This is a genomic window from Citrobacter sp. RHB25-C09 (assembly GCF_013836145.1).
Classification (GTDB): domain Bacteria; phylum Pseudomonadota; class Gammaproteobacteria; order Enterobacterales; family Enterobacteriaceae; genus Citrobacter_A.
Genome location: NZ_CP057483.1, coordinates 600094 through 624695, shown reverse-complemented (window position 1 = coordinate 624695; position 24602 = coordinate 600094). Strand labels below are relative to the sequence as shown.

Here is a 24602-nt window from a genome sequence, read left to right as displayed (position 1 = left end):
TCGTCGCATAAAATACTAACGCCACCTTCGGGTGGCGTTTTTTTTTACTCTCTACCTTCCACGCACTACCAGCGCCTCATCCAGTTCCCTGAACGCTTCAACCAGCTTATCGAGCGTAATTCGACTCAACCCGCTAGTGTTAGGCAATACCCAGACCTGTGTCGCACCAATGGTAATACGCTGTTTTCCCCACTGCGCACCGCGCTGACTAAAGCCCTGCTCAAATGCCTGCTTGCCTAAAATCGCCAATGCCTGCGGCTGGTAGTCCTCAATTTTGGCGATCAGGTTCCGTCCACCTTCGTGCATTTCCTGACGCGAGATCTCGTTTGCCTGCACCGTTGGCCTGTCGACCAATTTAGTCACGCCACAGCGGAAATCGAGTAGTGTCTCTGCCTCTTCTGGCTTGAGCTGCCGGTCAGTAAATCCAGCCTGATGGATGACCTTCCAGAATCGATTTGCCGGATGAGCAAACGGTAACCCTCTCCCCGCCGAAGAAAGCCCAGGATTGATACCGCAAAACACCACGCGCAGCCCCGGCGCTAAAATATCTTTAACCATGATTACTCCACCCTATCGCCCATGGGAAAAGTATAACGGATTGAAAATACGTTGTTTATAAAAACAGCATCCGTACGGTTATGTCTGGATTGCAGCACCGAGTTACTTTATAATTCACCGCCACGGCCCCTTAGCTCAGTGGTTAGAGCAGGCGACTCATAATCGCTTGGTCGCTGGTTCAAGTCCAGCAGGGGCCACCAGACACCGCAAGGGCTGGCGAGAAATCGTCGGCCCTTTTGTTTTTTCTGGAACATCGATGGGGAAATGCTCCAGTAACAATCTACTTTTTTATCTGAAGTTTTTGATCGGCACCTGACTCATTTCACTATCCCATACTTCTTCACAAACCACATATACTGCTGAATGATTACATAGCAACGCATATAAATGCCCATCTTGTTATTTCTTTCATAAATATCATCGATATATGTCAAAAATTCATAGCACTATTTGTATTATGCGCAGGTAAAAAACGAGGATGATGACATCTTCTGGTTTACTGAAATGGATTTTTAATCATGGCTATTCCTGCATATCTCTGGTTAAAAGACGACGGAGGCGCAGACATTAAAGGGGCTGTAGACGTTCACGATCGTGAAGGAAGTATTGAGGTGTTAGGATTTGGGCATGGGCTGTTGCTGTCTGGTTCAATAATGGTCACAACTCAATTAAGGGCATTTGGTACAGTGCAGGTATTCTAATGAATGCAAAATATCACGCTTTAATGTGGGCACTAGAACCTTAATGTTTTTCGCCGTATATTCACTCCTATGTTTGCTATCCCCTGACATTTTGTTGTATGACTTATACACTGAAAAATTTAGCTTCGTTACGGAACTGGAATGGTCAGATAATTATACCTTACTACTTTTTATGATTTCATTCGTAATCAATACCTGCATCATATATTTATTGATGCGCTTAAAAGGTACTCCTGCCATAAAGGATACATCGAGATAATTATTGATATTGCGGTGTTCCTAACGAAACGATCCCGCGCTTCTACGAAAAATCATTTAACGTTTCACAGAAGGGAATGTTGACTATTTAGACGTTGAAACAAAACTACAACAAGACGCCCTCACCTCAACGGCGAGAGCATCATCAAAGGTTAATTTTCTCGAGCATGCTCAGCTTATACCAGGGCCTGGAGTTGCTCGCGCATGTACTGCGAAAAATACTCAGGATCTCGGATCAGAAGACGCTCTCCGGACTCCAGTTTTTCCGCCCACCTGGCAACCTTCTTCGTAAACCCGGCATCCCAGCCCTCTTGTTCTCCCCGCGCGGTGATGTCAGCGGCGCTGGCCGGATGGCCCAGTTCTTTCAGGTACTTAAGGATCCCTTTGGCGGTGCTCTCATCCATAGGTTGCGGAGTTGGAGCTGATGTGTTCATACCGTTAATAAAATCTAATGCTTTATCAATGACTGCTGGCATACTTTTATCCTTAAAATTAACCACGTAAAACACAAGACCACACTACGACCATAAACCGATTTTAGCAGCAAAGAAAACATTAAGTTTCATTTGTAAGACGTCACGACGAAGATGCTTAAATTTCAGACTAAGCGCGCCCTGGACAAGCTCCGACACCGCGTTTACTTGTTGTGCCAGTAAGCTGCCGCACGGACTAACTGCGAATCAAAAGCCTCGCTTTCAAAGCGACTGCTCAGGTTTTTAACGACCTTTCCTTCCCCGGTGATCCAGATAAAGTAATCCTCTGCGGGTACTTGAAGCCGTGCCAGACGCGCCGCCATCGCCGGTTCATCGTGACCCAGCCATTCAATATCGAAAGTCGCAAGATGCGCGAGGTAATCCTGATACGCAGGGTTTTCTACGCTTACCAGCGCGGTGACGGCTGGCCTGACCGACAAACGGCTCAGACCTTCAAGACGACGACGCAGCGCGGGCATTCCGGACTCATCGCAGACATAGACCTGATACGCATAATCCTCCGGTACCACCAGCGATCCGCGCGGCCCAGCGACGGTGAGTAAATCGCCTTCCCGTGCTTGCATAGCCCAGGCGCTTGCCACGCCGCCATCGTGGATGAAGAAATCCAGCGCCAGCTCATGCCGTTCAGCATCGTATAGTGGCGTGTAGTCACGGGACGGAGGACGCATACCATCTCCCCAGACAATCCCTTCATCGGTAACGATGGGCGGCGTGAAGCGGCAGCCCGGTTGCGGGAAGAAGACTTTGATGTGATCGTCAAAGCCGCGTGATGAAAAGCCCTCAAGCGCCTCGCCGCCGAGAACTATGCGCTGAAACCCAGCGCTGATGCGCTCTGTGCGCAGGACAGTCAGTTCGCGAAAGCGCAGTTCATTGCGCACGCGCTGCGGATAGCGTGAGGCTTTATCGTTCATTTCGTACCTTTTTGATAATAATCAGCGTGAGCAAAACCCATTCTTAAATAATAATGATTATTAATCAAAGATAATGGCACAGACGGCCAACGCCGGAGGATGTCCCCGACGCTGGCCTGCCTATGGTACGACTAGTGCAGCACGGTCACTGCATCTGCCAGACGACTGGCTCGGTGTTTGACCATCGCTGAAACCTGTGCGCTCTCCTCAACCAGTTGCGCATTTTTCCGGGTGAGAAGGCTTAGTTCGTCAACGGCGCGCGTCAGGCTGGTCAGCCCGTCAGACTGCTCCAGCGTTGACTGGCTGATTTGCGCGATAAGCTGGGTGACGTTTTGCACCTGAGAAACGATGTCGTCCATCATACGTCCTGCGGCATGAACCTGCTGCGCACCCGACTGGACCTTATCCGCACTGGCATCTATCAGCTTACGAATGTCGTTTGCGGCGCTGGCGCTACGGCTGGCCAGATGACGCACCTCGCCAGCCACAACGGCAAACCCTTTCCCCTGCTCGCCGGCGCGCGCTGCTTCAACCGCCGCATTAAGCGCCAGGATATTTGTCTGGAAGGCAATGTCGTTGATCAGTGCCGTGATGGTACCAATACGCTGCGTACTGTCCGCAATGTCATCCATGGTTTTAATCACGGTGTCCATAGCATCGCCGCCCTGTGTCGCTGCGCTACTGGCAGCAATGGAGAGTTTATCGGCAGCGAAAGCCGTTTCGGAATTCTGTTTAACGGATTCCGCCATTTGGTTCATGGTGGTCACCGTTTGCTGCACATTATCCGCTGTCTGGTGGGTGTGCTTATTCAGATCCTCGTTACCCTTTGCCAGGGTCTCACTGCCGTTTCTGACGCTGGAAACCTGGCCAGATACATCGTGAATCAACCAGCGACACATCAGCCCAAGCTGACCGATGGCGCGTAGCGTCAGGCCCAGTTCATCGCTGCGATTCAGATGTTCCACGCTGTTGCGCTCCCCGGTCGCCACTTTCAACGCCTGCTTCGCCACGTTCTCTATCGGGCGAACGATCTGCCATTCAAACATTGCCGTGCCGAGCAACAGGATCAGCGCACTCACCACCTGCGCAGGCCAGGAGGCGCCTGAAACGTATAGCGTCGCCGCCAGTAGCAGATAAATAAATACCATCACGCTGCGGACCCGCCAGCGCACCGGGATGCCCGGAAGTTTACCTAACCATCCCTTGCGCACCACCAGACCTTTACGGACCTGACGATGGCAACGCCCCTCGTTAAGCGCCTTGTATAATGGCTCAACAGCAGCAATTTCGGCATCCGTTGCCCGGGTGCGGATCGACATATAGCCGGTGGTTTTACCGTCGCGTACCATCGGCACGGCATTCGCCCGCACCCAATAGTGATCGCCATTTTTGCGTCGATTTTTAACAATTCCGCTCCACGGCTCTCCCTGCTGCAGGGTGTACCACATATCCGCAAACGCGGCTTTGGGCATATCCGGGTGGCGCACCAGATTGTGTGGCTGTCCTGTTAGCTCACTGAGCGAGTATCCGCTGATGTTAACGAATGTATCGTTAGCGTGGGTGATATAGCTGTCGAGATCGGTCGTTGACATGAGCGTCGTATCGTCAGTCAGCGGCGTGTTTTGCTGGGTAACGTAGCGATTGGAAGACATAGATGCGTCCTGTGCAGGTTATCTGGTTGTTAATTTTTTGTCAGATACCTTTTCGGCGCGAATGAATTTATCTTTAGTTATAGATGATGATTTACATCACATTTCCCGGTTAAACCGTATTTTTTGAGTGCCTTCTAATCTATTGATTTAAAATACTTTCGCTGCAAAACTATCTGGCACCTTGAAAGTTACCGCCCCATAATCGCCCATTATTCGCACTGTTTATGCGCAAATTTTCACCTTTGGTGACCGCCGCCCAAGGCGTTTCTCATAAAAAAACGCTGAAAATGTTAACAATTGAGATTAAATGTTGCACGTCTACGTTTCGGCCTGTCGTTTATCCCGATTTTCGTTCTGCCCGCCGGAGTGGCGCAATCCCTGCAATACTTAAATTGGTATCATGTGATACGCGAGCCCCGGGAGCATATTTTGAACAGGTTACCTTCCAGCGCATCGGCTTTGGCCTGTAGCGCACACGCACTGAATCTCATAGAAAAGCGAACGCTTGACCATGAGGAAATGAAAGCACTAAATCGAGAGGTGATTGAGTATTTCAAAGAGCATGTGAATCCGGGGTTTTTAGAGTATCGCAAATCTGTTACCGCCGGCGGGGATTACGGAGCCGTAGAGTGGCAAGCGGGAAGTCTGAATACGCTTGTCGACACCCAGGGACAGGAGTTTGTTGACTGCCTGGGAGGTTTTGGAATTTTCAACGTGGGGCACCGTAATCCAGTTGTCGTTTCCGCCGTACAGAACCAACTTGCGAAACAACCTCTGCACAGTCAGGAACTGCTTGACCCACTGCGGGCCATGCTGGCAAAAACCCTTGCCGCCCTGGCACCCGGAAAACTCAAATATAGCTTCTTTTGTAACAGCGGTACGGAATCCGTCGAGGCCGCATTAAAACTGGCGAAAGCCTACCAGTCGCCGCGCGGTAAATATACGTTTATCGCCACCAGCGGCGCCTTCCACGGTAAGTCGCTGGGCGCACTCTCGGCCACCGCAAAATCCACCTTCCGTAAGCCGTTTATGCCGCTATTGCCGGGATTCCGTCACGTACCGTTTGGTAATATTGAAGCGATGCGTAGCGAACTGAACGAATGCAAAAAAACCGGCGATGATGTGGCGGCGGTGATCCTGGAGCCGATCCAGGGTGAAGGCGGCGTGATCCTCCCTCCGCCAGGGTATCTGACCGCTGTGCGTAAGCTCTGCGACGAGTTTGGTGCGCTGATGATCCTGGACGAAGTGCAAACCGGAATGGGGCGCACCGGCAAGATGTTTGCCTGCGAGCATGAGAATGTGCAGCCTGACATTCTCTGTCTGGCGAAGGCGCTGGGCGGTGGCGTAATGCCGATTGGTGCAACGATCGCCACCGAAGAGGTGTTCTCGGTGCTGTTCGATAACCCGTTCCTGCATACCACCACCTTTGGCGGTAACCCGCTGGCCTGTGCGGCTGCGCTGGCGACCATTAACGTGCTGCTGGAGCAGAACCTGCCAGCGCAGGCGGAGCAGAAAGGCGATATGCTGCTGGATGGTTTCCGCCAACTGGCGCGGGAATATCCCGATCTGGTTCATGATGCGCGCGGCAAAGGAATGTTGATGGCGATTGAGTTTGTCGACAATGAAACGGGCTACCGTTTCGCCAGCGAGATGTTCCGCCTGCGGGTGCTGGTTGCCGGTACGCTCAACAACTCGAAAACGATCCGCATCGAACCACCGCTGACGCTGACCATCGAACAGTGCGAACTGGTGCTGAAATCAGCACGAAAAGCGCTGGCGGCGATCCGGGTGAGCGTGGAAGAGGTGTAGTCTGAGCGGAAGATGCCTGATGGCGCTGCGCTTATGCGGCCTACGGGTTTCGTGCCGTAGGCCGGGTAAGGCGCAGCCTCCACCCGGCATTTTAATGTCTACACAATTCGCACGCCCGCAGGCATGACGCGCTCCGGCGTTAACAGGACGCTCTCGCTGCCGTCATCGGTTTCTGCGCACAGCAACATACACTCAGACGTCTCACCGCGCATTTTCGCTTTTTGCAGGTTGCACAGCACCACCACCGTTTTTCCCAACAAGTCGGCCTCCGTGTAATACGGCACCAGGCTGGTGACGGTTTGCAGCGTTCTCTCTCCAACATCTACCTGTACGATGTACAGCTTGTCGGCGTTCTCATGCCGCTTCACATCAGTAATCCTGCCAACCCGAATCTCCATGCGGGCGAAATCCGCAAATGCCACGGTCTCCATGTATCCTCCACTTAGTAAAATTTTACTAAATGATAGCAAAATATTTTCTTGTCACTGCGTAAAATAACAGGAAAATGTTGTATAGATCACATTCGAAAAGCGGCGTTTTACCCTGAACGCGTCAAATATTCTCGCTTTATTTACTGAAAACAGATGCATAGAAAAGCGCTTCCTTTACAATGACAAAGCGTACCCGGATAACGTCGAGATAAAGTAACCATGGCCACACTTAAAGATATTGCAATTGAAGCGGGTGTTTCCCTGGCGACAGTGTCCCGGGTGTTGAACGACGATCCTACGCTGAACGTGAAGGAGGCGACCAAGCATCGCATACTGGAAATTGCCGAAAAGCTGGAATACAAAACCAGCAGCGCCCGCAAGAGCCAGAGCGGTACGGTCAGCCTGCAGCATATCCTTGCTATCTACAGCTATCAGCAGGATCTGGAAATCAACGATCCCTACTATCTGGCGATCCGCCACGGTATTGAAACCCAGTGTGAAAAGCTGGGCATTGAGTTGACCAACTGCTACGAGCACAGTGGGCTGCCGGACATTAAAAACATCACCGGCATTTTGATTGTCGGCAAGCCGTCTCCTGCCCTGCGCAGCGCCGCCACCGCATTGACCGATAATATCTGTTTTATCGACTTCCACGAGCCGGGCAGCGACTACGACGCCGTCGATATTGATTTAGCGCGAATCAGCAAAGAGATTATCGATTTCTACAGTGCCCAGGGCGTCACCCGCATCGGTTTTATCGGCGGTGAAGACGAGCCGGGTAAGGCGGATATTCGTGAAGCGGCGTTTGTCGAATACGGGCGTCTGAAGCAGGTGGTGCGCGAAGAAGATATCTGGCGCGGCGGCTTTTCCAGTTCCTCCGGCTATGAGCTGGCGAAAAAGATGCTGGCGAAAGCAGACTATCCGCGGGCGCTGTTTGTCGCCTCGGACTCCATAGCCATCGGCGTTCTGCGCGCCATTCACGAACGCGGGCTGGCGATCCCAACCGATATCTCACTGATCAGCGTTAACGACATTCCCACGGCACGTTTTACCTTTCCGCCACTTTCTACCGTACGCATCCATTCGGAAATGATGGGCAGCCAGGGGGTGAATCTGCTGTTTGAAAAAGCGCGTGACGGACGCGCGCTGCCGCTGCTGGTCTTTGTTCCCAGCAAACTGAAGCTGCGCGGCACCACCCGATAATTCCCTTTTCACGTCCGGTATTCTGCCGGGCGTGCATTTTCATGCACAACACCCGCAAAACGCTATTTTCGTGATCCAGTTAAAGTAAATGGGTTTAACTGCTATTTTTTAGTAAAACTTTTACCAAACTCTCCGACAATTCTTTTACCCACCATGCCATTGATGGTTACGATTTCTCTCCGCCGGGAGGCATTATGAATCGCTGGGAAAACATTCAGCTCACACACGAAAACAGACTGGCGCCGCGCGCCGCATTTTTCTCCTATGACTCCGTTTCCCTGGCGCGCTCGTTTGCCCGCGAAACCAGCAGCCACTTTCTGCTGCTGAGCGGCCAGTGGAACTTCAGGTTCTTCGATCACCCGCTGCGCGTGCCGGAAGCGTTTACTTCGCAATACATGACGGACTGGGGAAGCATTACCGTCCCCGCAATGTGGCAAATGGAAGACCACGGCAAGTTGCAGTACACCGATGAAGGCTTCCCTTTCCCCATCGACGTGCCATTTGTCCCCAGCGATAACCCGACCGGGGCGTATCAGCGCATCTTCACCCTGAGCGAAGGCTGGCAGGGCAAGCAAACGCTGATTAAGTTCGACGGCGTCGAAACCTATTTCGAAGTCTACGTCAATGGTCACTATGTTGGCTTCAGCAAAGGGAGTCGCCTGACGGCGGAGTTTGATATCAGCGCCTTTGTGAACACCGGTGACAACCTGCTTTGCGTGCGGGTCATGCAGTGGGCCGACTCCACCTACGTTGAAGATCAGGATATGTGGTGGACGGCGGGGATCTTCCGCGACGTCTATCTGGTCGGCAAAAACGCCACCCATATTCAGGATTTCACCGTACGCACCGATTTCGATGACGACTACCGCGACGCCACACTCTCCTGCTCGCTGGAACTGGAAAACCTGACCAGCACGCCTGCAATAACGTCGCTGGAATATATGCTGTTTGACGGCGAAACCGTGGTGCATTCCGGCGAAATAAGCAGCCTGAGCGTGGTGCAGCGCAGCGAGGCGCACTTCGCTTTTACCGTCACCGCGCCGCAGCAGTGGTCCGCTGAAACCCCGTATCTGTATCACCTGGTGATGATCCTGAAGAATGCGGATGGCAAGGTGCTGGAAGTGGTGCCGCAGCGCGTAGGTTTTCGCGATATCAAAGTGCGTAACGGCCTGTTTTACATTAATAACCACTACGTAATGCTGCACGGTGTGAACCGTCACGATAACGATCATCTGAAAGGTCGCGCGGTCGGTATGGACCGCGTGGAAAAAGATCTTCAGTTGATGAAGCAGCACAACATCAACTCAGTACGCACAGCGCACTACCCAAACGACCCGCGCTTTTACGAGCTGTGCGACATTTACGGCCTGTTTGTGATGGCGGAAACGGATGTTGAATCGCACGGTTTTGCCAACGTGGGCGATATCAGCCGCATTACCGACGATCCTGAATGGGAAAACGTCTACGTCGAACGGATCGTCCGCCATATTCATGCGCAGAAAAACCATCCGTCCATCGTCATCTGGTCCCTCGGCAACGAGTCCGGCTACGGCTGTAACATTCGCGCGATGTATCACGCCGCCAAAGCGCTGGACGACACCCGACTGGTACATTACGAAGAAGATCGTGACGCTGAAGTCGTGGATATCATCTCTACCATGTACACCCGCGTTCCGCTGATGAATGAATTTGGCGAATACCCGCATCCGAAGCCGCGCATTATCTGCGAATATGCGCATGCGATGGGCAACGGTCCCGGCGGCCTGACGGAGTATCAGAACGTCTTTTATCAGCATGATTGCATTCAGGGTCATTATGTCTGGGAGTGGTGCGATCACGGCATTCAGGCCAAAGATGACCACGGCAACGTCTGGTACAACTACGGCGGCGACTACGGTGACTACCCGAACAACTACAACTTCTGTCTGGACGGCCTGATCTATCCTGACCAGACGCCGGGGCCGGGGCTGAAAGAGTACAAGCAGGTGATTGCGCCGGTGAAAGTGTTCGCCCACGATCTGGTGCGCGGCGAGTTGCGCATTGCTAATAAACTGTGGTTCACCAGCCTGGACGACTACACCCTGCACATAGAAGTCCGCGCCGAAGGGGAAACTCTCTCAACGCAGCAGGTCAAACTGCACGACGTCGGCCCCAACAGCGAAACCATTTTGCGCTGCACGCTGCCGGAACTGGATGCACGGGAAACCTTCCTCAACGTCACCATAACCAAAGATTCGCGGACGCTGTACAGCGAAGCAGGCCATCCGGTTGCCCGCTATCAATTCTCACTCAAGGCCAGCACTGCCGCGCTCGCGCCATTCAACCAACCGCAGGCCTGTCCGCTTGCGCTGGAAAACGATCGCCTGAGCTGCACTGTTCGTGGGGCCAACTTCCAACTGACCTTCTCCAGACTGAGCGGTAAGCCGACAGCGTGGACGGTAAATGGCGAAGCGATGCTCACCCGTGAGCCAAAGATTAACTTCTTTAAGCCGACAATCGATAACCACAAGCAGGAGTTTGAAGGGCTGTGGCAGCCGAACCACCTGCAAATTATGCAGGAACATCTGCGCGAGTTTAGCGTTGAGCAAACCGACGATGCCGTGCTGATCACCTGTCGTACCCTCATTGCGCCGCCGGTCTTTGACTTCGGCATGCGCTGCACCTACCGCTGGCGCATTGCGGCGGACGGCCAGGTTAACGTGGCGCTGTCTGGCGAACGCTACGGCGACTTTCCGCACATTATTCCGTGCATTGGCTTCACGATGGGGATTAACGGCGATTTCGGCGAGGTGGCTTATTACGGACGCGGTCCGGGTGAAAACTATCCCGACAGCCAGCAGGCCAACATCATCGACCTCTGGCAGAGCAGTGTTGACGTGATGTTTGAAAACTATCCCTTCCCGCAAAACAACGGCAACCGCCAGCACGTGCGCTGGGCGGCGTTAACCAACCGTCACGGAAACGGCCTGCTGGTCGTCCCCCAGCAGCCAATCAATCTGAGCGCCTGGCGCTATACCCCAGAAAACCTGTTTGCCGCGCAGCACTGTAATGAGCTACAGCGCAGCGATGACATCACTCTGAATCTGGACCATCAACTGTTGGGACTGGGTTCTAACTCCTGGGGAAGCGAAGTGCTGGACAGCTGGCGCGTCTGGTTCAACGACTTCAGCTACGGATTCACGCTGCTGCCGATCGCTGGGGGAGCCAGCACCGCGCAGACCGTCGCGCGTCACGCTTTTGGCGCGGATTTCTTTTCCACGAATTTGCACAGCGAGAATCAACAATGAGAATCCTCGATAACTTACAACAGTTCCGCCAGATCTACGCATCCGGTCGGAAGTGGCAGCGCTGCGTTGAAGCGATTGAAAACATCGACAACATCCAGGCGGGCGTCGCGCATTCCATTGGCGATTCACTGACCTATCGCGTGGCAATCGACTCGGCGACCGATGCGCTGTTTACCGGGCATCGCCGCTATTTTGAAATTCATTATTACCTGCAAGGCCGGCAAAAAATTGAGTTCGCCGCAAAAGACCAACTCCAGGTCGTCGAATATTACCGCGATGAAACCGATCGCGAATATCTGAAGGGCTGCGGTGAAACCGTAGACGTCCATGAAGGACAAATGGTCATTTGCGACAACCGCGAAGCGTACCGTTTCATTTGCCAGGATGCCGTTAAAAAAGTGGTACTCAAAGTCACCATCGAAGATGGTTATTTCCATAACAAATAAAAAAACGGCGCGGTAGATATCGCGCCACTTACCACCCTGTCCCTATAGGAAGTGTGATATGTCGAATACAAAACGAAATACAATCGGCAAATTCGGGCTGCTTTCGCTGACCTTTGCCGCCGTATACAGTTTTAACAACGTCATCAATAATAATATCGAGCTTGGGCTGGCATCAGCCCCCATGTTTTTCCTCGCCACGATATTTTACTTCATCCCCTTTTGCTTAATTATCGCGGAATTTGTTTCACTGAATAAAAACTCGGAAGCCGGCGTTTACGCGTGGGTAAAAAGTTCGCTGGGCGGACGCTGGGCATTTATTACCGCCTACACCTACTGGTTTGTGAATCTGTTCTTTTTTACCTCGCTGCTGCCGCGCGTCATTGCCTACGCCTCATATGCCTTTCTCGGCTATGAGTATATGCTCACGCCGGTGGCGACCACGATCCTGAGCATGGTGCTGTTTGCCTTTTCAACCTGGGTATCCACCAACGGGGCGAAAATGCTCGGGCCGATTACCTCCGTCACCTCTACGCTGATGCTGCTTCTGACGCTCTCCTACATTCTGCTGGCGGGAACGGCGCTGGTCGGCGGCGTACAGCCAGCGGATCCCATCTCCGTTGAGGCCATGATCCCCAATTTTAACTGGGCGTTCCTCGGCATCACGACCTGGATATTTATGGCGGCAGGCGGCGCGGAGTCGGTGGCGGTTTACGTTAACGACGTCAAGGGGGGTTCTAAGTCATTCGTGAAGGTGATTATCCTGGCAGGCCTCTTTATCGGCGTGCTGTATTCCATCTCCTCAGTACTGATTAACGTTTTTGTCAGCAGCAAAGAACTGAAGTTTACCGGCGGTTCCGTGCAGGTATTCCACGGCCTGGCGGCGTACTTTGGCCTGCCGGAAGTGTTAATGAACCGCTTTGTCGGGCTGGTTTCTTTTACCGCGATGTTCGGCTCCCTGCTGATGTGGACGGCAACCCCGGTAAAAATCTTCTTCTCCGAAATTCCGGAAGGCATTTTTGGCAAGAAGACCGTCGAGCTGAATGAAAACGGCGTACCGGCGCGCGCGGCGTGGATCCAGTTTTTCATCGTCATCCCGCTGATGATTATCCCCATGTTGGGATCAAATACGGTGCAGGATCTGATGAACACCATCATCAACATGACCGCTGCGGCCTCTATGCTGCCTCCGCTGTTTATTATGCTGGCCTACCTACATTTACGCGCCAAACTGGACCATTTACCGCGGGATTTCCGCATGGGTTCGCAGCGTACCGGGATTATTGTTGTCTCAATGTTGATTGCTATTTTCACGGTCGGTTTTATCGCCTCAACCTTCCCGACCGGCGGCAATATAATGACCATTATTTTTTATAATGTCGGCGGCATTGTTATTTTCCTTGGCTTCGCCTGGTGGAAATACAGTAAATATATAAAGGGATTGACCCAACAAGAAAAAGATATTGAAGCCGCTCCTGCTTCCAATATCGAATAACAATAAGACAATAAAAGGCTGTCTATTTTTTAACGCATGGAATAACATAATGAAATTGAATATTCAGTCTTGCAGGGCAATCATTGCCCTGCCCTTCTGCTGCGCCTTAAATGTGGCGGCAGAAGATATTCGTCCGGCCGAACATGATGACACCCGAACGCCTGCAATATCCTCTCCGTCATTTCGCTTTTATGGCGAGATGGGCATTGGTGGCTATATGGATTTAGAAGGCGACGATAAGCATAAATACAGCGATGGTACCTATATTGAAGGCGGTCTGGAGATAAAACACGGTGCCTGGTTCGGCCTGATCTACGGTGAAGGCTGGACGGTACAGGCAGACCACGACGGCAACGCCTGGGTGCCCGACCACAGTTGGGGCGGTTTTGAAGGCGGCATTAATCGCTTTTACGGCGGCTATCGCACCGACAACGGCACAGAGGTGATGCTGAGCCTGCGCCAGGACTCCTCGCTGGATGACCTGCAGTGGTGGGGCGATTTCACGCCGGATCTCGGCTACGTCATCCCCAACACCCGCGACATTATGACTGCACTGAAGGTGCAAAACCTGACCGGCCCACTGCGCTACAGCGTAACCGCAACACCCGCCAGTCACCATGACGAAAGCAAAGCCTGGCTGCACTTCGGCAAGTACGATCGTTATGACGATAAGTACACCTACCCGGCGATGATCAACGGCTACGTGCAGTACGACCTGGCCGAAGGCGTTACCTGGATGAACGGGCTGGAGTTAACCGACGGCACCGGGCAACTCTACTTAACCGGGCTCCTCTCACCCAACTTCGCCGCTCGCGCCTGGCACCACACCGGACGCGCCAACGGCCTGGACGAACCCGGCAGCGAAACCGGCACGATGGTCAGCGCGATGTACGAGGCCCTCAAGGGCGTCTATCTCTCCACGGCGTACACCTGGGCCAAACATCGCCCTGACCATGCCGACGAAGAGACGACCTCATTCATGCAGTTTGGCATCTGGTACGAATATGGCGGCGGCCGTTTCGCCACCGCCTTTGACAGCCGTTTTTATATGCAGAATGCCTCTGGCGATCCCAGCGATCAGATCTTCCTGATGCAATATTTCTACTGGTAACAAGGACAGAGAAACCATGAAAATGAATACGTTACTGACGCCGCTCGCCTGCGCGCTGCTGCTGAGCTTTACCGCACACGCCTCGACCGCCAACGACTTTAAAAACGTCATCAACCGCAGCGGTGTGCCGGGCTATATGCACGATTACGACTACGACGACCATCAGCGCTTTAACCCGTTTTTTGATCTCGGAGCCTGGCACGGTCATCTGTTGCCGGATGGACCCGCCTCAATGGGCGGCTTTCCGGGCGTTGCGCTGCTGACGGAAGAGTACATCAACTTTATGGCGGCGAATTTCGACCGCCTGACGGTCTGGCAACACGGTCAAAAGGTCGATTTCGCCCTTGAGACGTACAGCATCCCAGGCGCGCTGGTGCAAAAACTGTCCTCCAAAGAGGTGCAGGTAGAAATGACGTTGCGCTTTGCCACTGCGCGCACGTCGCTGCTGGAGACGAAAATCACCAGCAAGCAGCCGCTGGATCTGGTCTGGGACGGTGAACTGCTGGAGAAACTGGAAGCCAAAGAGGGCAAGCCCACTTCTGATAAAACTATTGATGCGGCTTTTCCCGATTATCAACGCAAAATCATCGCCACCCCGGACGGCCTGAAAGTCACCTTCGGCAAAGTACGCTCGACGTGGGATCTGTTGACCAGCGGCGAGTCGGAATATCAGGTGCATAAATCGCTGCCCACTCAAACGAAGATTGACGGGCATCGCTTTACCAGTAGGGCGCACGTCAACGGTTCCACCACGATCTACACCACCTACTCCCACCTGCTGACCGCCGATGAAGCGTCAAAAGAGCAGATGCAGATCCGTGATATTCTGGCGCGTCCGGCCCACTACCTTACCGCGTCGCAAAAGCGCTGGGAGGGCTATCTGCAAAAAGGGTTAACCAACCCGCACTCGACGGCGGAACAGACCCGCGTCGCGGTGAAGGCGATAGAAACGCTGAACGGCAACTGGCGCTCGCCGGGCGGTGCGGTGAAACACAATACCGTGACCCCGTCGGTAACCGGTCGCTGGTTCTCCGGCAACCAGACCTGGCCGTGGGATACCTGGAAGCAGGCCTTCGCCATGGCGCACTTCAATCCGGAGATCGCCAAAGAGAACATCCGCGCCGTCTTTTCCTGGCAGATCCAGCCCGGCGATAAGGTGCGTCCACAGGATGCAGGCTTTGTTCCCGACCTGATCGCCTGGAATCTCAGTCCGGAACGCGGCGGAGACGGCGGCAACTGGAACGAGCGTAACACCAAGCCGAGCCTTGCGGCGTGGTCAGTCATGGAGGTCTACAACGTCACCAAAGATAAGGCCTGGCTTGAGGAGATGTATCCGAAGCTTGTGGCTTACCATAACTGGTGGCTGCGTAACCGCGATCATAACGTCAACGGCGTACCGGAATACGGCGCAACCCGGGATAAGGCGCATAACACCGACAGCGGCGAAATGCTGTTTACGGTGAAGAAAGGCAACAATGAAGAGACGCTCTCCGGCCTGAACAACTACGCGAAGGTGGTCGAGAAAGGCCAGTATGACAGTCTGGAGATCCCCGCACAGGTCGCCGCATCGTGGGAGTCCGGTCGTGACGACGCGGCGGTGTTTGGCTTTATCGACAAAGCGCAACTGGATAAATACGTCGCTAACGGCGGCAAGCGCAGCGACTGGGTGGTGAAATTTGCCGAAAACCGCAGTAAAGACGGCACGCTGCTGGGCTACTCGCTGTTACAGGAGTCGGTCGACCAGGCAAGCTATATGTACAGCGACAACCATTACCTGGCAGAAATGGCCTCAATCCTTGGGAAGAAAGAGGAGGCGCAACGTTACCGTGAGTTGGCGCAAAAGCTGGCGGATTACATCAACACCTGCATGTTTGATCCCACCAGCCGCTATTTCTATGACGTGCGCATTGAAGACAAACCGCTGGCTAACGGCTGCGCCGGGAAACCGATCGTTGAGCGCGGAAAGGGACCTGAGGGCTGGTCACCGCTGTTTAACGGCGCGGCGACGCAGTCCCACGCTGATGACGTCGTCAAAGTGATGCTGGATCCGAAAGAGTTCAACACCTTTGTCCCGTTGGGTACGGCAGCGCTGACTAACCCGGCGTTCGGCGCGGATATCTACTGGCGCGGCCGCGTCTGGGTGGATCAGTTCTGGTTCGGCCTGAAAGGCATGGAGCGCTATGGCTATCGTGACGAGGCACTGGCGCTGGCGGATACCTTCTTTAAACACGCAAAAGGGTTAACCGCCGACGGCCCGATTCAGGAGAACTACAACCCGCTGACCGGTGCACAGCAGGGTGCACCGAACTTCTCCTGGAGCGCAGCGCATTTATACATGCTGTACAACGGATTTTTTAAGAAACAGTAGTCCTTGAACAGTGCCGGGTGGCGGCTTCGCCTTACCCGGCCTGCCAAAGCGGTCCCGCCGCATTTTTTGAATCCCATCACATTCATTGCATTCCCCTTTTCCCTTTTACGTCACGATAGCTAAATTAGTAACTCATCCGACCACATAACAATAATTTTACATACTGGACAATCTTATGAGCTACCCGTCGCTGTTCGCCCCGCTTGACCTCGGCTTCACCCAGCTTAAAAACCGCGTACTGATGGGCTCAATGCACACCGGGCTGGAAGAATATCCCGATGGTGCCGAACGCCTGGCGGCCTTTTACGCCGAGCGTGCGAAGCACGGTGTCGCGCTGATTGTCACTGGAGGCATTGCCCCTGCGCTGTCTGGGGTCACGACGGAAGGTGGCGCGACGCTCAATGATGCTCGCCAGGTGCCGCATCACCGCGTCATTACCGATGCGGTACACGATGAGGGCGGCAAAATCGCCCTCCAGATCCTGCATACCGGGCGTTACAGCTTCCAGCCGAAGCTGGTCGCACCATCTGCAATCCAGGCACCGATTAACCGCTTTACCCCTCACGCACTGAGCCACGATGAAATCCTGCAACTGATCGAGGACTTCGCGCACTGTGCACAACTGGCGCGGGAAGCGGGCTATGACGGCGTGGAAGTGATGGGCTCTGAAGGCTACCTGATTAACGAATTTCTCGCCCTGCGCACCAACCAGCGTGATGACGAATGGGGCGGCGAGTATGCCAACCGGATGCGCTTTGCGGTTGAAGTGGTACGCGCGGTGCGCCAGCGCGTGGGTAGCGACTTCATTATTATCTACCGCCTGTCGATGCTCGACCTGGTGGAAAACGGCGGTACCTTTGACGAAACCATCCAGTTGGCGCAGGCCATTGAGGCCGCCGGGGCCACGATCCTCAATACCGGAATTGGCTGGCACGAGGCACGCATTCCAACCATCGCAACCCCGGTGCCGCGTGGCGCGTTTAGCTGGGTGACGCGCAAGCTGAAAGGCCATGTCTCTGTGCCGCTGGTGACGACAAACCGTATTAACGATCCACAGGTGGCTGATGAGATCCTCGCGCGTGGCGATGCCGATATGGTGTCGATGGCGCGTCCGTTCCTCGCCGACGCCGAACTGCTGTCGAAAGCGCAGTCGGGACGGGCTGATGAGATCAACACCTGCATTGGCTGTAACCAGGCGTGTCTGGATCAGATCTTCGTTGGCAAAGTCACTTCATGCCTGGTGAACCCCCGCGCCTGTCACGAAACCAAAATGCCTGTTGTCGCTGCCACCGAGGTGAAAAAACTGGCCGTTGTGGGCGCCGGTCCGGCGGGACTGGCTTTTGCCATTAACGCCGCCGCGCGCGGTCATCAGGTGACGTTGTTTGATGCGTTGGGCGAGATTGGCGGACAGTTTAATATCGCCAAACAGATCCCCGGCAAAGAGGAGTTTTATGAAACGCTCCGCTACTACCGCCGGATGATCGATGTCACCGGCGTGACGCTAAAGCTGAATCATTTTGCGATGGCAGACGATCTGCTCGCGTTTGATGAGGTGATCGTCGCCAGTGGGATCGAACCGCGCAGACCACCGATCGACGGTATCGATCATCCGATGGTCCTGACCTATCTGGACGTATTGCGCGACAAAACGCCGGTGGGGAACCGAGTGGCAATTATTGGCTGCGGCGGGATCGGCTTTGATACCGCAATGTATCTGAGCCAGCCCAGCGAACCCACCAGCCAGAACATCGCCGATTTCTGCGTGGAATGGGGCATCGACACTAGCCTGCAACAGCCCGGAGGATTACGTCCGGAAGGGCCGCATCTGCCTCGCAGCCCGCGCCAGATTGTGATGCTCCAGCGCAAGGCCAGCAAACCCGGCGAAGGGCTGGGAAAAACCACCGGCTGGATCCACCGCACCACCCTGCTCTCACGCGGGGTGAAGATGATCCCGGCGGTGAGTTATCAGAAGATTGACGATGACGGATTACACGTGTTGATCAATGGCGAAGCGCAGACGTTGCAGGTCGATAACGTGATTATCTGCGCCGGGCAAGAGCCTCGACGCGAACTGGCCGAACCGCTGCGTGACGCGGGGAAAACGGTACATTTGATTGGCGGCTGCGATGTGGCGATGGAACTGGACGCCCGTCGAGCTATCGCCCAGGGCACCCGTTTAGCGCTGGAGATTTAAGGCTTCGCTTACCTGGCTTACGTTGTAGGCCGGATAAGGCGAACGCCGCCATCCGGCGATACGCCGTTTTGCCCGATGGCGCTGCGCTTATCGGGCCTACGAGATAGCACTACGTTGTAGACCGGATAAGGCGTTAGCCGCCATCCGGCAATACGTTAGCGACGGCGACCTAATTTCACCGCTTTGAGCACCACAAACTTATTGTTAGTGGCGACGGTGACGCAGTTACCGAAAATCTTCTTCAGTTTGTGGAAGTAGTCGAGATGGCGGTTAGCGACGATGTACAGCTCACCGTTAATTTTCAGGCAGCGGCGCGCATGGTGGAACATCTCCCAGGCGATGTTATCGGTCAGCGCGTGCTTCTGATGGAACGGCGGGTTACACAGCACCGCGTTAAAGCGGAACGGCTCAACGCCGGACAGTCCGTTGTTGATCATAAACTCACAGCGATCGAATGCCTCGGGCAGGTTGGTTTCAACGTTCAGGCGACTGGATGCCACCGCCATCGGCGACTCATCCACAAACACCACGTTTGCCTGCGGATTTTTTTCCAACAACGTCAGGCCAATCACCCCATTGCCGCAGCCGAGATCGACAATCTCCCCTTCCAGGTTTTCTGGCAGATGCTGCATAAAGAAGCGCGCGCCGATATCCAGCCCGGTACGCGAGAAAACGTTGGCATGGTTATGGATGGTCCAGTCGGTACCTTCCAGCTTCCAGCTTAACGTTTCCGGCGCATACGCAAGATCAGGTTTACTGAAGGTGCAGTTAATTAAACGCGCCTTTTTCCACGCCAGGGTGGTGGTGGTTGGCCCCAGCACTTTTTCAAACAGTTCAAGCGTAGAGGTATGAATATCACGCGCCTTGGCCCCGGCAATAATGCGGGTATCTGGCGTGACGACGTTACGCAGCGCCCGCAGCTGCTGCTCCAGCAGCGCCAGCGTTTTCGGCACTTTAATCAGCACCACGCCCGGTGTCTGCGGGTACTCTGCCGTGCTGTCGAGAAATTTAACGCTGGATTCAGCGATGTCGTTATGACGCAGGTTTTCCCGCGTCGCCAGTTCGCTCAGGTAAGAGTCGCCAATACTGTACGGCGTATGCTCGGCCAGCGCACAGCTCAGAGCGCCGAAGGTATCGTTCAGGATCAGCACCGGGCCGCGAATCTCCGTATCGTCCAACTGTTGCAGCAGATATTCATCTGCCGCTTCCCACGCCAGCAGTGGGTTAACGTCGTCCGTTTCTGGAAAACGTTTTAGTGTCAGTGAACGGAAACCGTTGTCTGTGTGGCTCATCGGCCCTCCTGAATGGTAAAATTTCGGCTTATCCCTGAAAAGGGTGCGTGAGTATACAATAATTTTGTTGATTGGCGTGGAATGATATGACCCCTCTGACTTACCTCCAGGGCTACCCGGAGCATTTACTTTCTCAGGTACGCACGTTGATTGCCGAACAGCGTCTGGGTGCTGTGCTGGAGAAGCGCTATCCGGGAACGCATGATTTCTCCACCGACAAAGCGCTCTGGCAGTATACGCAGGATCTGAAAAGCCAGTTTCTGCGCAACGCCCCGCCGATCAATAAGGTGATGTATGACAACAAAATTCACGTGCTGAAAAACGCGCTCGGCCTGCACACAGCAGTGTCTCGCGTTCAGGGCGGCAAGCTAAAAGCCAAAGCGGAGATCCGCGTTGCCACCGTCTTTCGCAGCGCGCCGGAACCGTTTTTACGCATGATCGTGGTGCATGAACTGGCACATCTGAAGGAAAAAGAGCACAACAAAGCGTTTTATCAGCTCTGCTGTCATATGGAACCACAGTACCACCAGTTGGAGTTTGATACCCGGCTGTGGCTTACCGCACAGGCATTAAAGGAAACTGCGCAGTAGCGCACTGGCTTTGTCAAAAAGCCGTGCTAAATTGACGAAAGAATCCCTTTATGGAGCCTGAAGGCGTTTATGATACGTTTCGCAGTGATTGGCACAAACTGGATCACCCGTCAGTTTGTCGATGCCGCCCATGAAACCGGCAAATACAAGTTAACCGCAGTGTATTCCCGCAGCCTCGAACAGGCACAAACGTTCGCCAATGATTATCTCGTCGAGCATCTGTTTACCTCGCTCGAAGCGATGGCGCAAAGCGACGCTATCGATGCGGTGTACATTGCCAGCCCGAACGCGCTACATTTTTCCCAGACCCAGCTTTTCCTGAGCCATAAAAAGCACGTGATCTGTGAAAAGCCGCTGGCGTCGAATCTGGCTGAAGTCGAAGCCGCTATCGCCTGCGCGCGGGAAAACCAGGTGGTGCTGTATGAGGCGTTTAAAACCGCCAGCCTGCCTAACTTTCTCTTGCTGCAACAGTCGCTGTCGAAAGTCGGCAAGATACGCAAAGCCTTTCTCAACTACTGCCAGTATTCTTCGCGCTATCAGCGCTATCTCGACGGTGAAAACCCCAACACCTTTAATCCTGCGTTTTCAAACGGCTCGATTATGGACATCGGTTTCTACTGTCTCGCCTCTGCCGTGGCGCTGTGGGGTGAACCCCATGGTGTACAGGCCACCGCCTGCCTGCTGGAAAGCGGCGTCGATGCCCACGGCGTGGTAGTCATGGACTACGGTGATTTCAGCGTGACGCTTCAGCATTCAAAAGTCAGTGACTCGGTTATCGACAGCGAAATCCAGGGTGAAGCGGGATCGCTGGTGATCGAAAAAATATCTGAATGCCAGAAGGTGTGCTTTGTTCCGCGCGGCGGCAAGACCCAGGAGCTCACTCAGCCTCAACATATCAATACTATGCTGTATGAGGCGGAGGTATTTGCCGCTCTGGTAGAAGCCAATGAAGTAAATCACCCGGGGTTGTCGAACAGTCGTATCACGGCAAAACTGCTGACGGAAATTCGTCGCCAGACGGGGGTAATTTTCCCGGCTGATGATGTGAGTCGCACAGCCACAGCGTAAAACATTGTAAAACATTGTAAAACAGATGTTACAGACCATTGACGAAGCCAATGGTCTGTCATACTTTGTTGCACGCAAAGGGGAGTAACTTCGTTGTCGGTCGATCGTCATTACGATGTGTGAAAAACCACATCCGGTCACCGGGCAACCAGAATGGAATACGATGTGGTATTCCATTCTGGTTGTAAGTGAGACCTTGCCGAAAGGCGAGGTCTATGCATATAAAAGCAGCGGCTGACGCCTTTCGACGTCAGCCGTTTTTTTATGTGTAAGGAATATTTATGAATACTGTCGGCACACCGTTGTTATGGGGCGGATTCGCTGTCGTTGTGGTGATTATGCTGGCTATCGACCTTCTGCTTCAGGGGCGTCGTGGCGTACATACGATGACCATGAAACAGGCGGCCGCCTGGTCCTTAGTCTGGGTAACCCTCTCATTACTGTTTAATGCCGCCTTCTGGTGGTATCTGGCTGAAACTCAGGGGCGCGCGGTTGCCGATCCCCAGACGCTGGCCTTCCTCACCGGCTATCTGATTGAAAAATCTCTGGCCGTCGATAACGTCTTTGTCTGGTTAATGCTGTTTAGCTATTTCTCCGTACCGCCTGCTTTGCAGCGCCGGGTGCTGGTCTACGGCGTACTGGGCGCGATTGTGCTGCGCACCATTATGATTTTCGCCGGGACGTGGCTTATCACCCAATTTGAATGGCTGCTGTATGTGTTTGGTGCCTTCCTCCTTTTCACCGGTGTGAAGATGGCGCTGGCAAAAGAAGACGCTTCAGGTATTGGCGACAAACCGCTGGTACGCTGGTTGCGCGGGCATTTGCGCATGACGGACACCATCGAGAACGAACATTTCTTTGTGCGTAAAAACGGTCTGCTTTATGTTACGCCGCTGATGCTGGTGCTGATTCTGGTTGAACTAAGCGACGTGATTTTCGCCGTCGACAGTATTCCGGCTATTTTTGCCGTCACCACCGATCCGTTCATTGTGCTGACCTCAAACTTATTCGCCATTCTGGGGCTGCGTGCGATGTATTTCCTGCTGGCGGGAGTCGCAGAGCGCTTCTCTATGCTGAAGTACGGGCTGGCAGTGATCCTGGTGTTTATCGGTATTAAGATGCTGATCGTCGATTTTTACCATATCCCGATCGCCCTCTCGCTGGGCGTGGTGTTTGGGATCCTGGTCGTGACGTTACTGATTAACGCCTGGGTAAACCATCAGCACGATAAGCAGCAGCGCGCTTCTTAACGCTGTGCCGGGTGACTTTCGCGTCGCCCGGCCTGCGTTTTTGCTGAACATGTCACATCAATGTTAACATTAAGTTATAAAATATGATCTCAGCTTAAATTCCAGCATTTTTCACTTCCCGAAGCTTGAAGTTTCCTTATACTTATCCAGGCAAACACTTTGTTACATCCTGTTAGATGCGTCGACAGAACGCACGCTGGATGGGCTACAACACACTGAAAGGATCGTGAAATGACTACGCAACGTTCACCGGGGCTGCTCCAGCGTTTGGCTCAAGGAAGCCTGGTAAAACAAATTATGGTCGGCCTCGTACTGGGGATCATACTGGCATGGCTGTCCAAACCCGCTGCTGAAGCTGTCGGCTTGCTGGGTACGCTGTTCGTCGGCGCATTAAAAGCCGTCGCCCCCGTTCTGGTTCTGATGCTGGTCATGGCGTCTATCGCCAACCATCAACACGGACAAAAAACCAATATTCGTCCCATTCTGTTTCTTTATCTGCTGGGCACCTTTTCTGCGGCGCTCGCAGCGGTCGTTTTCAGTTTCGCCTTCCCGTCCACGCTGCACCTTTCCAGCAGTGCCAACGATATTGTTCCGCCTTCCGGTATTGTGGAAGTCCTGCGTGGTCTGCTGATGAGCATGGTGTCTAACCCGATCGATGCGCTACTCAACGCCAACTACATCGGGATTCTGGTCTGGGCTGTCGGCCTCGGTTTCGCGCTGCGTCACGGCAACGACACCACCAAAAACCTGGTGAATGATATGTCCAACGCCGTAACCTTCATGGTTAAGCTGGTCATTCGTTTTGCCCCTGTCGGTATTTTTGGTCTGGTGTCCTCAACCCTGGCAACAACCGGTTTCTCCACGCTGTGGGGCTATGCGCAACTGCTGGTCGTTCTCGTCGGCTGTATGCTGCTGGTCGCGCTGGTAATTAACCCGCTGCTGGTGTTCTGGAAAATTCGTCGCAACCCGTATCCGTTGGTGTTTCTCTGCCTGCGTGAAAGCGGCGTGTATGCCTTCTTCACCCGCAGTTCAGCGGCGAATATCCCGGTCAACATGGCGCTGTGTGAAAAACTGAACCTGGACCGCGATACCTACTCCGTTTCGATTCCGTTAGGCGCGACCATTAATATGGCGGGTGCGGCAATTACCATTACCGTGCTGACGCTGGCGGCGGTTCACACTCTGGGTGTGCCAGTAGATCTGCCGACGGCGCTGCTGCTGAGCGTGGTCGCGTCTCTGTGTGCGTGTGGCGCATCGGGTGTTGCAGGCGGTTCTCTGCTGCTGATCCCGCTGGCCTGTAACATGTTTGGTATTCCAAACGATGTGGCAATGCAGGTAGTGGCGGTGGGCTTCATCATCGGCGTGCTGCAGGATTCCTGTGAAACCGCGCTGAACTCGTCCACTGACGTGCTGTTTACCGCAGCGGCCTGTCAGGCTGAAGACGAGCGCCTGGCGAATAACGCCCTGCGCAGCTAATTCTTTCATCA

Annotated in this window: 18 protein-coding genes, 1 tRNA gene and 1 pseudogene; 14 read left to right on the top strand and 6 right to left on the bottom strand. The window is 53.9% G+C overall.

Going from position 1 to position 24602, the window contains the following annotated elements:
- Nucleotides 1–51: 51 nt before the first annotated feature.
- Nucleotides 52–558, bottom strand: coding sequence for a G/U mismatch-specific DNA glycosylase (gene mug / locus HVY19_RS03000; RefSeq protein WP_181682908.1), 507 nt, complete (start codon nt 556–558; stop codon nt 52–54).
- 124 nt (nt 559–682) lie between these two features.
- Between mug and HVY19_RS02995 the strand changes: the two genes are divergently transcribed.
- Nucleotides 683–758, top strand: a tRNA-Ile gene (locus HVY19_RS02995).
- 318 nt (nt 759–1076) lie between these two features.
- Nucleotides 1077–1175: pseudogene (locus HVY19_RS02990) on the top strand (type VI secretion system tube protein Hcp); the annotation flags it as partial.
- A 518-nt stretch (nt 1176–1693) separates the two neighbouring features.
- On the opposite strand, the gene HVY19_RS02985 reads toward HVY19_RS02990, so the two are convergent.
- From HVY19_RS02985 to HVY19_RS02975, 3 genes are all read right to left on the bottom strand, one after another.
- Nucleotides 1694–1993 carry a DUF1889 family protein gene (locus HVY19_RS02985; RefSeq protein ID WP_220132936.1) on the bottom strand — a complete coding sequence of 100 codons (300 nt, stop codon included), beginning with the start codon at nt 1991–1993 and terminating at the stop codon, nt 1694–1696.
- Between the two features lie 161 nt (nt 1994–2154).
- The gene (locus tag HVY19_RS02980; protein WP_181682907.1) at nt 2155–2922 is read right to left on the bottom strand and encodes a siderophore-interacting protein; all 768 of its coding nucleotides are present in this window, start codon (nt 2920–2922) and stop codon (nt 2155–2157) included.
- A gap of 131 nt (nt 2923–3053) precedes the next feature.
- Nucleotides 3054–4574, bottom strand: a complete 1521-nt coding sequence (locus tag HVY19_RS02975; RefSeq protein WP_181682906.1) for a PAS domain-containing methyl-accepting chemotaxis protein — start codon at nt 4572–4574, stop codon at nt 3054–3056.
- Between the two features lie 429 nt (nt 4575–5003).
- On the opposite strand from HVY19_RS02975, the gene ygjG reads away from it, so the two are divergent.
- Nucleotides 5004–6383, top strand: a complete 1380-nt coding sequence (gene ygjG, locus HVY19_RS02970) for a putrescine aminotransferase (RefSeq protein ID WP_181682905.1) — start codon at nt 5004–5006, stop codon at nt 6381–6383.
- A 98-nt stretch (nt 6384–6481) separates the two neighbouring features.
- On the opposite strand, the gene HVY19_RS02965 is transcribed toward ygjG, so the two are convergent.
- A complete protein-coding gene (locus tag HVY19_RS02965) occupies nt 6482–6814 on the bottom strand; it encodes a tRNA-binding protein (protein WP_181682904.1) in 333 nt (110 codons plus the stop codon).
- A gap of 219 nt (nt 6815–7033) precedes the next feature.
- On the opposite strand from HVY19_RS02965, the gene ebgR reads away from it, so the two are divergent.
- The 7 genes from ebgR to HVY19_RS02930 all read left to right on the top strand — a co-directional run bounded on the left by ebgR (nt 7034) and on the right by HVY19_RS02930 (nt 18915).
- Nucleotides 7034–8017, top strand: coding sequence for a transcriptional regulator EbgR (gene ebgR / locus HVY19_RS02960; RefSeq protein WP_181682903.1), 984 nt, complete (start codon nt 7034–7036; stop codon nt 8015–8017).
- Between the two features lie 194 nt (nt 8018–8211).
- A complete protein-coding gene (gene ebgA, locus HVY19_RS02955) occupies nt 8212–11304 on the top strand; it encodes a beta-galactosidase subunit alpha (protein WP_181682902.1) in 3093 nt (1030 codons plus the stop codon).
- The gene (locus tag HVY19_RS02950) at nt 11301–11750 is read left to right on the top strand and encodes a beta-galactosidase subunit beta (protein ID WP_181682901.1); all 450 of its coding nucleotides are present in this window, start codon (nt 11301–11303) and stop codon (nt 11748–11750) included. The genes ebgA and HVY19_RS02950 overlap by 4 nt, the downstream gene beginning before the upstream one ends.
- Before the next feature lie 58 nt (nt 11751–11808).
- Nucleotides 11809–13242, top strand: a complete 1434-nt coding sequence (locus tag HVY19_RS02945; RefSeq protein WP_181682900.1) for an amino acid permease — start codon at nt 11809–11811, stop codon at nt 13240–13242.
- A 49-nt stretch (nt 13243–13291) separates the two neighbouring features.
- A complete protein-coding gene (ygjJ, locus tag HVY19_RS02940) occupies nt 13292–14353 on the top strand; it encodes a protein YgjJ (RefSeq protein WP_181682899.1) in 1062 nt (353 codons plus the stop codon).
- A 16-nt stretch (nt 14354–14369) separates the two neighbouring features.
- Nucleotides 14370–16721: an alpha-glucosidase gene (gene ygjK / locus HVY19_RS02935; protein WP_181682898.1), complete on the top strand. Its 2352-nt coding sequence runs from the start codon at nt 14370–14372 to the stop codon at nt 16719–16721.
- A 175-nt stretch (nt 16722–16896) separates the two neighbouring features.
- A complete protein-coding gene (locus tag HVY19_RS02930; protein ID WP_181682897.1) occupies nt 16897–18915 on the top strand; it encodes an NADPH-dependent 2,4-dienoyl-CoA reductase in 2019 nt (672 codons plus the stop codon).
- Nucleotides 18916–19070: 155 nt separating this feature from the next.
- Here HVY19_RS02930 and rlmG read toward each other — a convergent pair whose 3' ends face one another.
- Nucleotides 19071–20207 carry a 23S rRNA (guanine(1835)-N(2))-methyltransferase RlmG gene (gene rlmG, locus HVY19_RS02925; RefSeq protein ID WP_181682896.1) on the bottom strand — a complete coding sequence of 379 codons (1137 nt, stop codon included), beginning with the start codon at nt 20205–20207 and terminating at the stop codon, nt 19071–19073.
- A gap of 86 nt (nt 20208–20293) precedes the next feature.
- Between rlmG and HVY19_RS02920 the strand changes: the two genes are divergently transcribed.
- The 4 genes from HVY19_RS02920 (at nt 20294) to sstT (ending at nt 24591) form a co-directional block, all read left to right on the top strand.
- Nucleotides 20294–20797 carry a M48 family metallopeptidase gene (locus HVY19_RS02920; protein ID WP_181682895.1) on the top strand — a complete coding sequence of 168 codons (504 nt, stop codon included), beginning with the start codon at nt 20294–20296 and terminating at the stop codon, nt 20795–20797.
- Between the two features lie 69 nt (nt 20798–20866).
- The gene (locus tag HVY19_RS02915) at nt 20867–21865 is read left to right on the top strand and encodes a Gfo/Idh/MocA family oxidoreductase (protein WP_181682894.1); all 999 of its coding nucleotides are present in this window, start codon (nt 20867–20869) and stop codon (nt 21863–21865) included.
- A 281-nt stretch (nt 21866–22146) separates the two neighbouring features.
- Entirely contained in the window at nt 22147–23115 is a 969-nt protein-coding gene (locus tag HVY19_RS02910) for a TerC family protein (RefSeq protein ID WP_181682893.1), read from the top strand.
- Between the two features lie 231 nt (nt 23116–23346).
- Nucleotides 23347–24591, top strand: a complete 1245-nt coding sequence (gene sstT / locus HVY19_RS02905) for a serine/threonine transporter SstT (protein ID WP_181682892.1) — start codon at nt 23347–23349, stop codon at nt 24589–24591.
- Nucleotides 24592–24602: the final 11 nt, after the last annotated feature.

What these genes read in the sequence shown, in the direction of transcription:
- rlmG (WP_181682896.1), bottom strand. Translation starts at nt 20,207, where the DNA reads ATGAGCCACACAGACAACGGTTTCCGTTCACTGACACTAAAACGTTTT.
- HVY19_RS02975 (WP_181682906.1), bottom strand. Translation starts at nt 4,574, where the DNA reads ATGTCTTCCAATCGCTACGTTACCCAGCAAAACACGCCGCTGACTGAC.
- ygjK (WP_181682898.1), top strand. Translation starts at nt 14,370, where the DNA reads ATGAAAATGAATACGTTACTGACGCCGCTCGCCTGCGCGCTGCTGCTG.
- mug (WP_181682908.1), bottom strand. Translation starts at nt 558, where the DNA reads ATGGTTAAAGATATTTTAGCGCCGGGGCTGCGCGTGGTGTTTTGCGGT.
- HVY19_RS02945 (WP_181682900.1), top strand. Translation starts at nt 11,809, where the DNA reads ATGTCGAATACAAAACGAAATACAATCGGCAAATTCGGGCTGCTTTCG.
- ebgR (WP_181682903.1), top strand. Translation starts at nt 7,034, where the DNA reads ATGGCCACACTTAAAGATATTGCAATTGAAGCGGGTGTTTCCCTGGCG.
- HVY19_RS02930 (WP_181682897.1), top strand. Translation starts at nt 16,897, where the DNA reads ATGAGCTACCCGTCGCTGTTCGCCCCGCTTGACCTCGGCTTCACCCAG.
- HVY19_RS02985 (WP_220132936.1), bottom strand. Translation starts at nt 1,993, where the DNA reads ATGCCAGCAGTCATTGATAAAGCATTAGATTTTATTAACGGTATGAAC.
- sstT (WP_181682892.1), top strand. Translation starts at nt 23,347, where the DNA reads ATGACTACGCAACGTTCACCGGGGCTGCTCCAGCGTTTGGCTCAAGGA.
- HVY19_RS02980 (WP_181682907.1), bottom strand. Translation starts at nt 2,922, where the DNA reads ATGAACGATAAAGCCTCACGCTATCCGCAGCGCGTGCGCAATGAACTG.
- HVY19_RS02950 (WP_181682901.1), top strand. Translation starts at nt 11,301, where the DNA reads ATGAGAATCCTCGATAACTTACAACAGTTCCGCCAGATCTACGCATCC.
- HVY19_RS02915 (WP_181682894.1), top strand. Translation starts at nt 20,867, where the DNA reads ATGATACGTTTCGCAGTGATTGGCACAAACTGGATCACCCGTCAGTTT.
- ebgA (WP_181682902.1), top strand. Translation starts at nt 8,212, where the DNA reads ATGAATCGCTGGGAAAACATTCAGCTCACACACGAAAACAGACTGGCG.
- ygjJ (WP_181682899.1), top strand. Translation starts at nt 13,292, where the DNA reads ATGAAATTGAATATTCAGTCTTGCAGGGCAATCATTGCCCTGCCCTTC.
- HVY19_RS02965 (WP_181682904.1), bottom strand. Translation starts at nt 6,814, where the DNA reads ATGGAGACCGTGGCATTTGCGGATTTCGCCCGCATGGAGATTCGGGTT.
- HVY19_RS02920 (WP_181682895.1), top strand. Translation starts at nt 20,294, where the DNA reads ATGACCCCTCTGACTTACCTCCAGGGCTACCCGGAGCATTTACTTTCT.
- HVY19_RS02910 (WP_181682893.1), top strand. Translation starts at nt 22,147, where the DNA reads ATGAATACTGTCGGCACACCGTTGTTATGGGGCGGATTCGCTGTCGTT.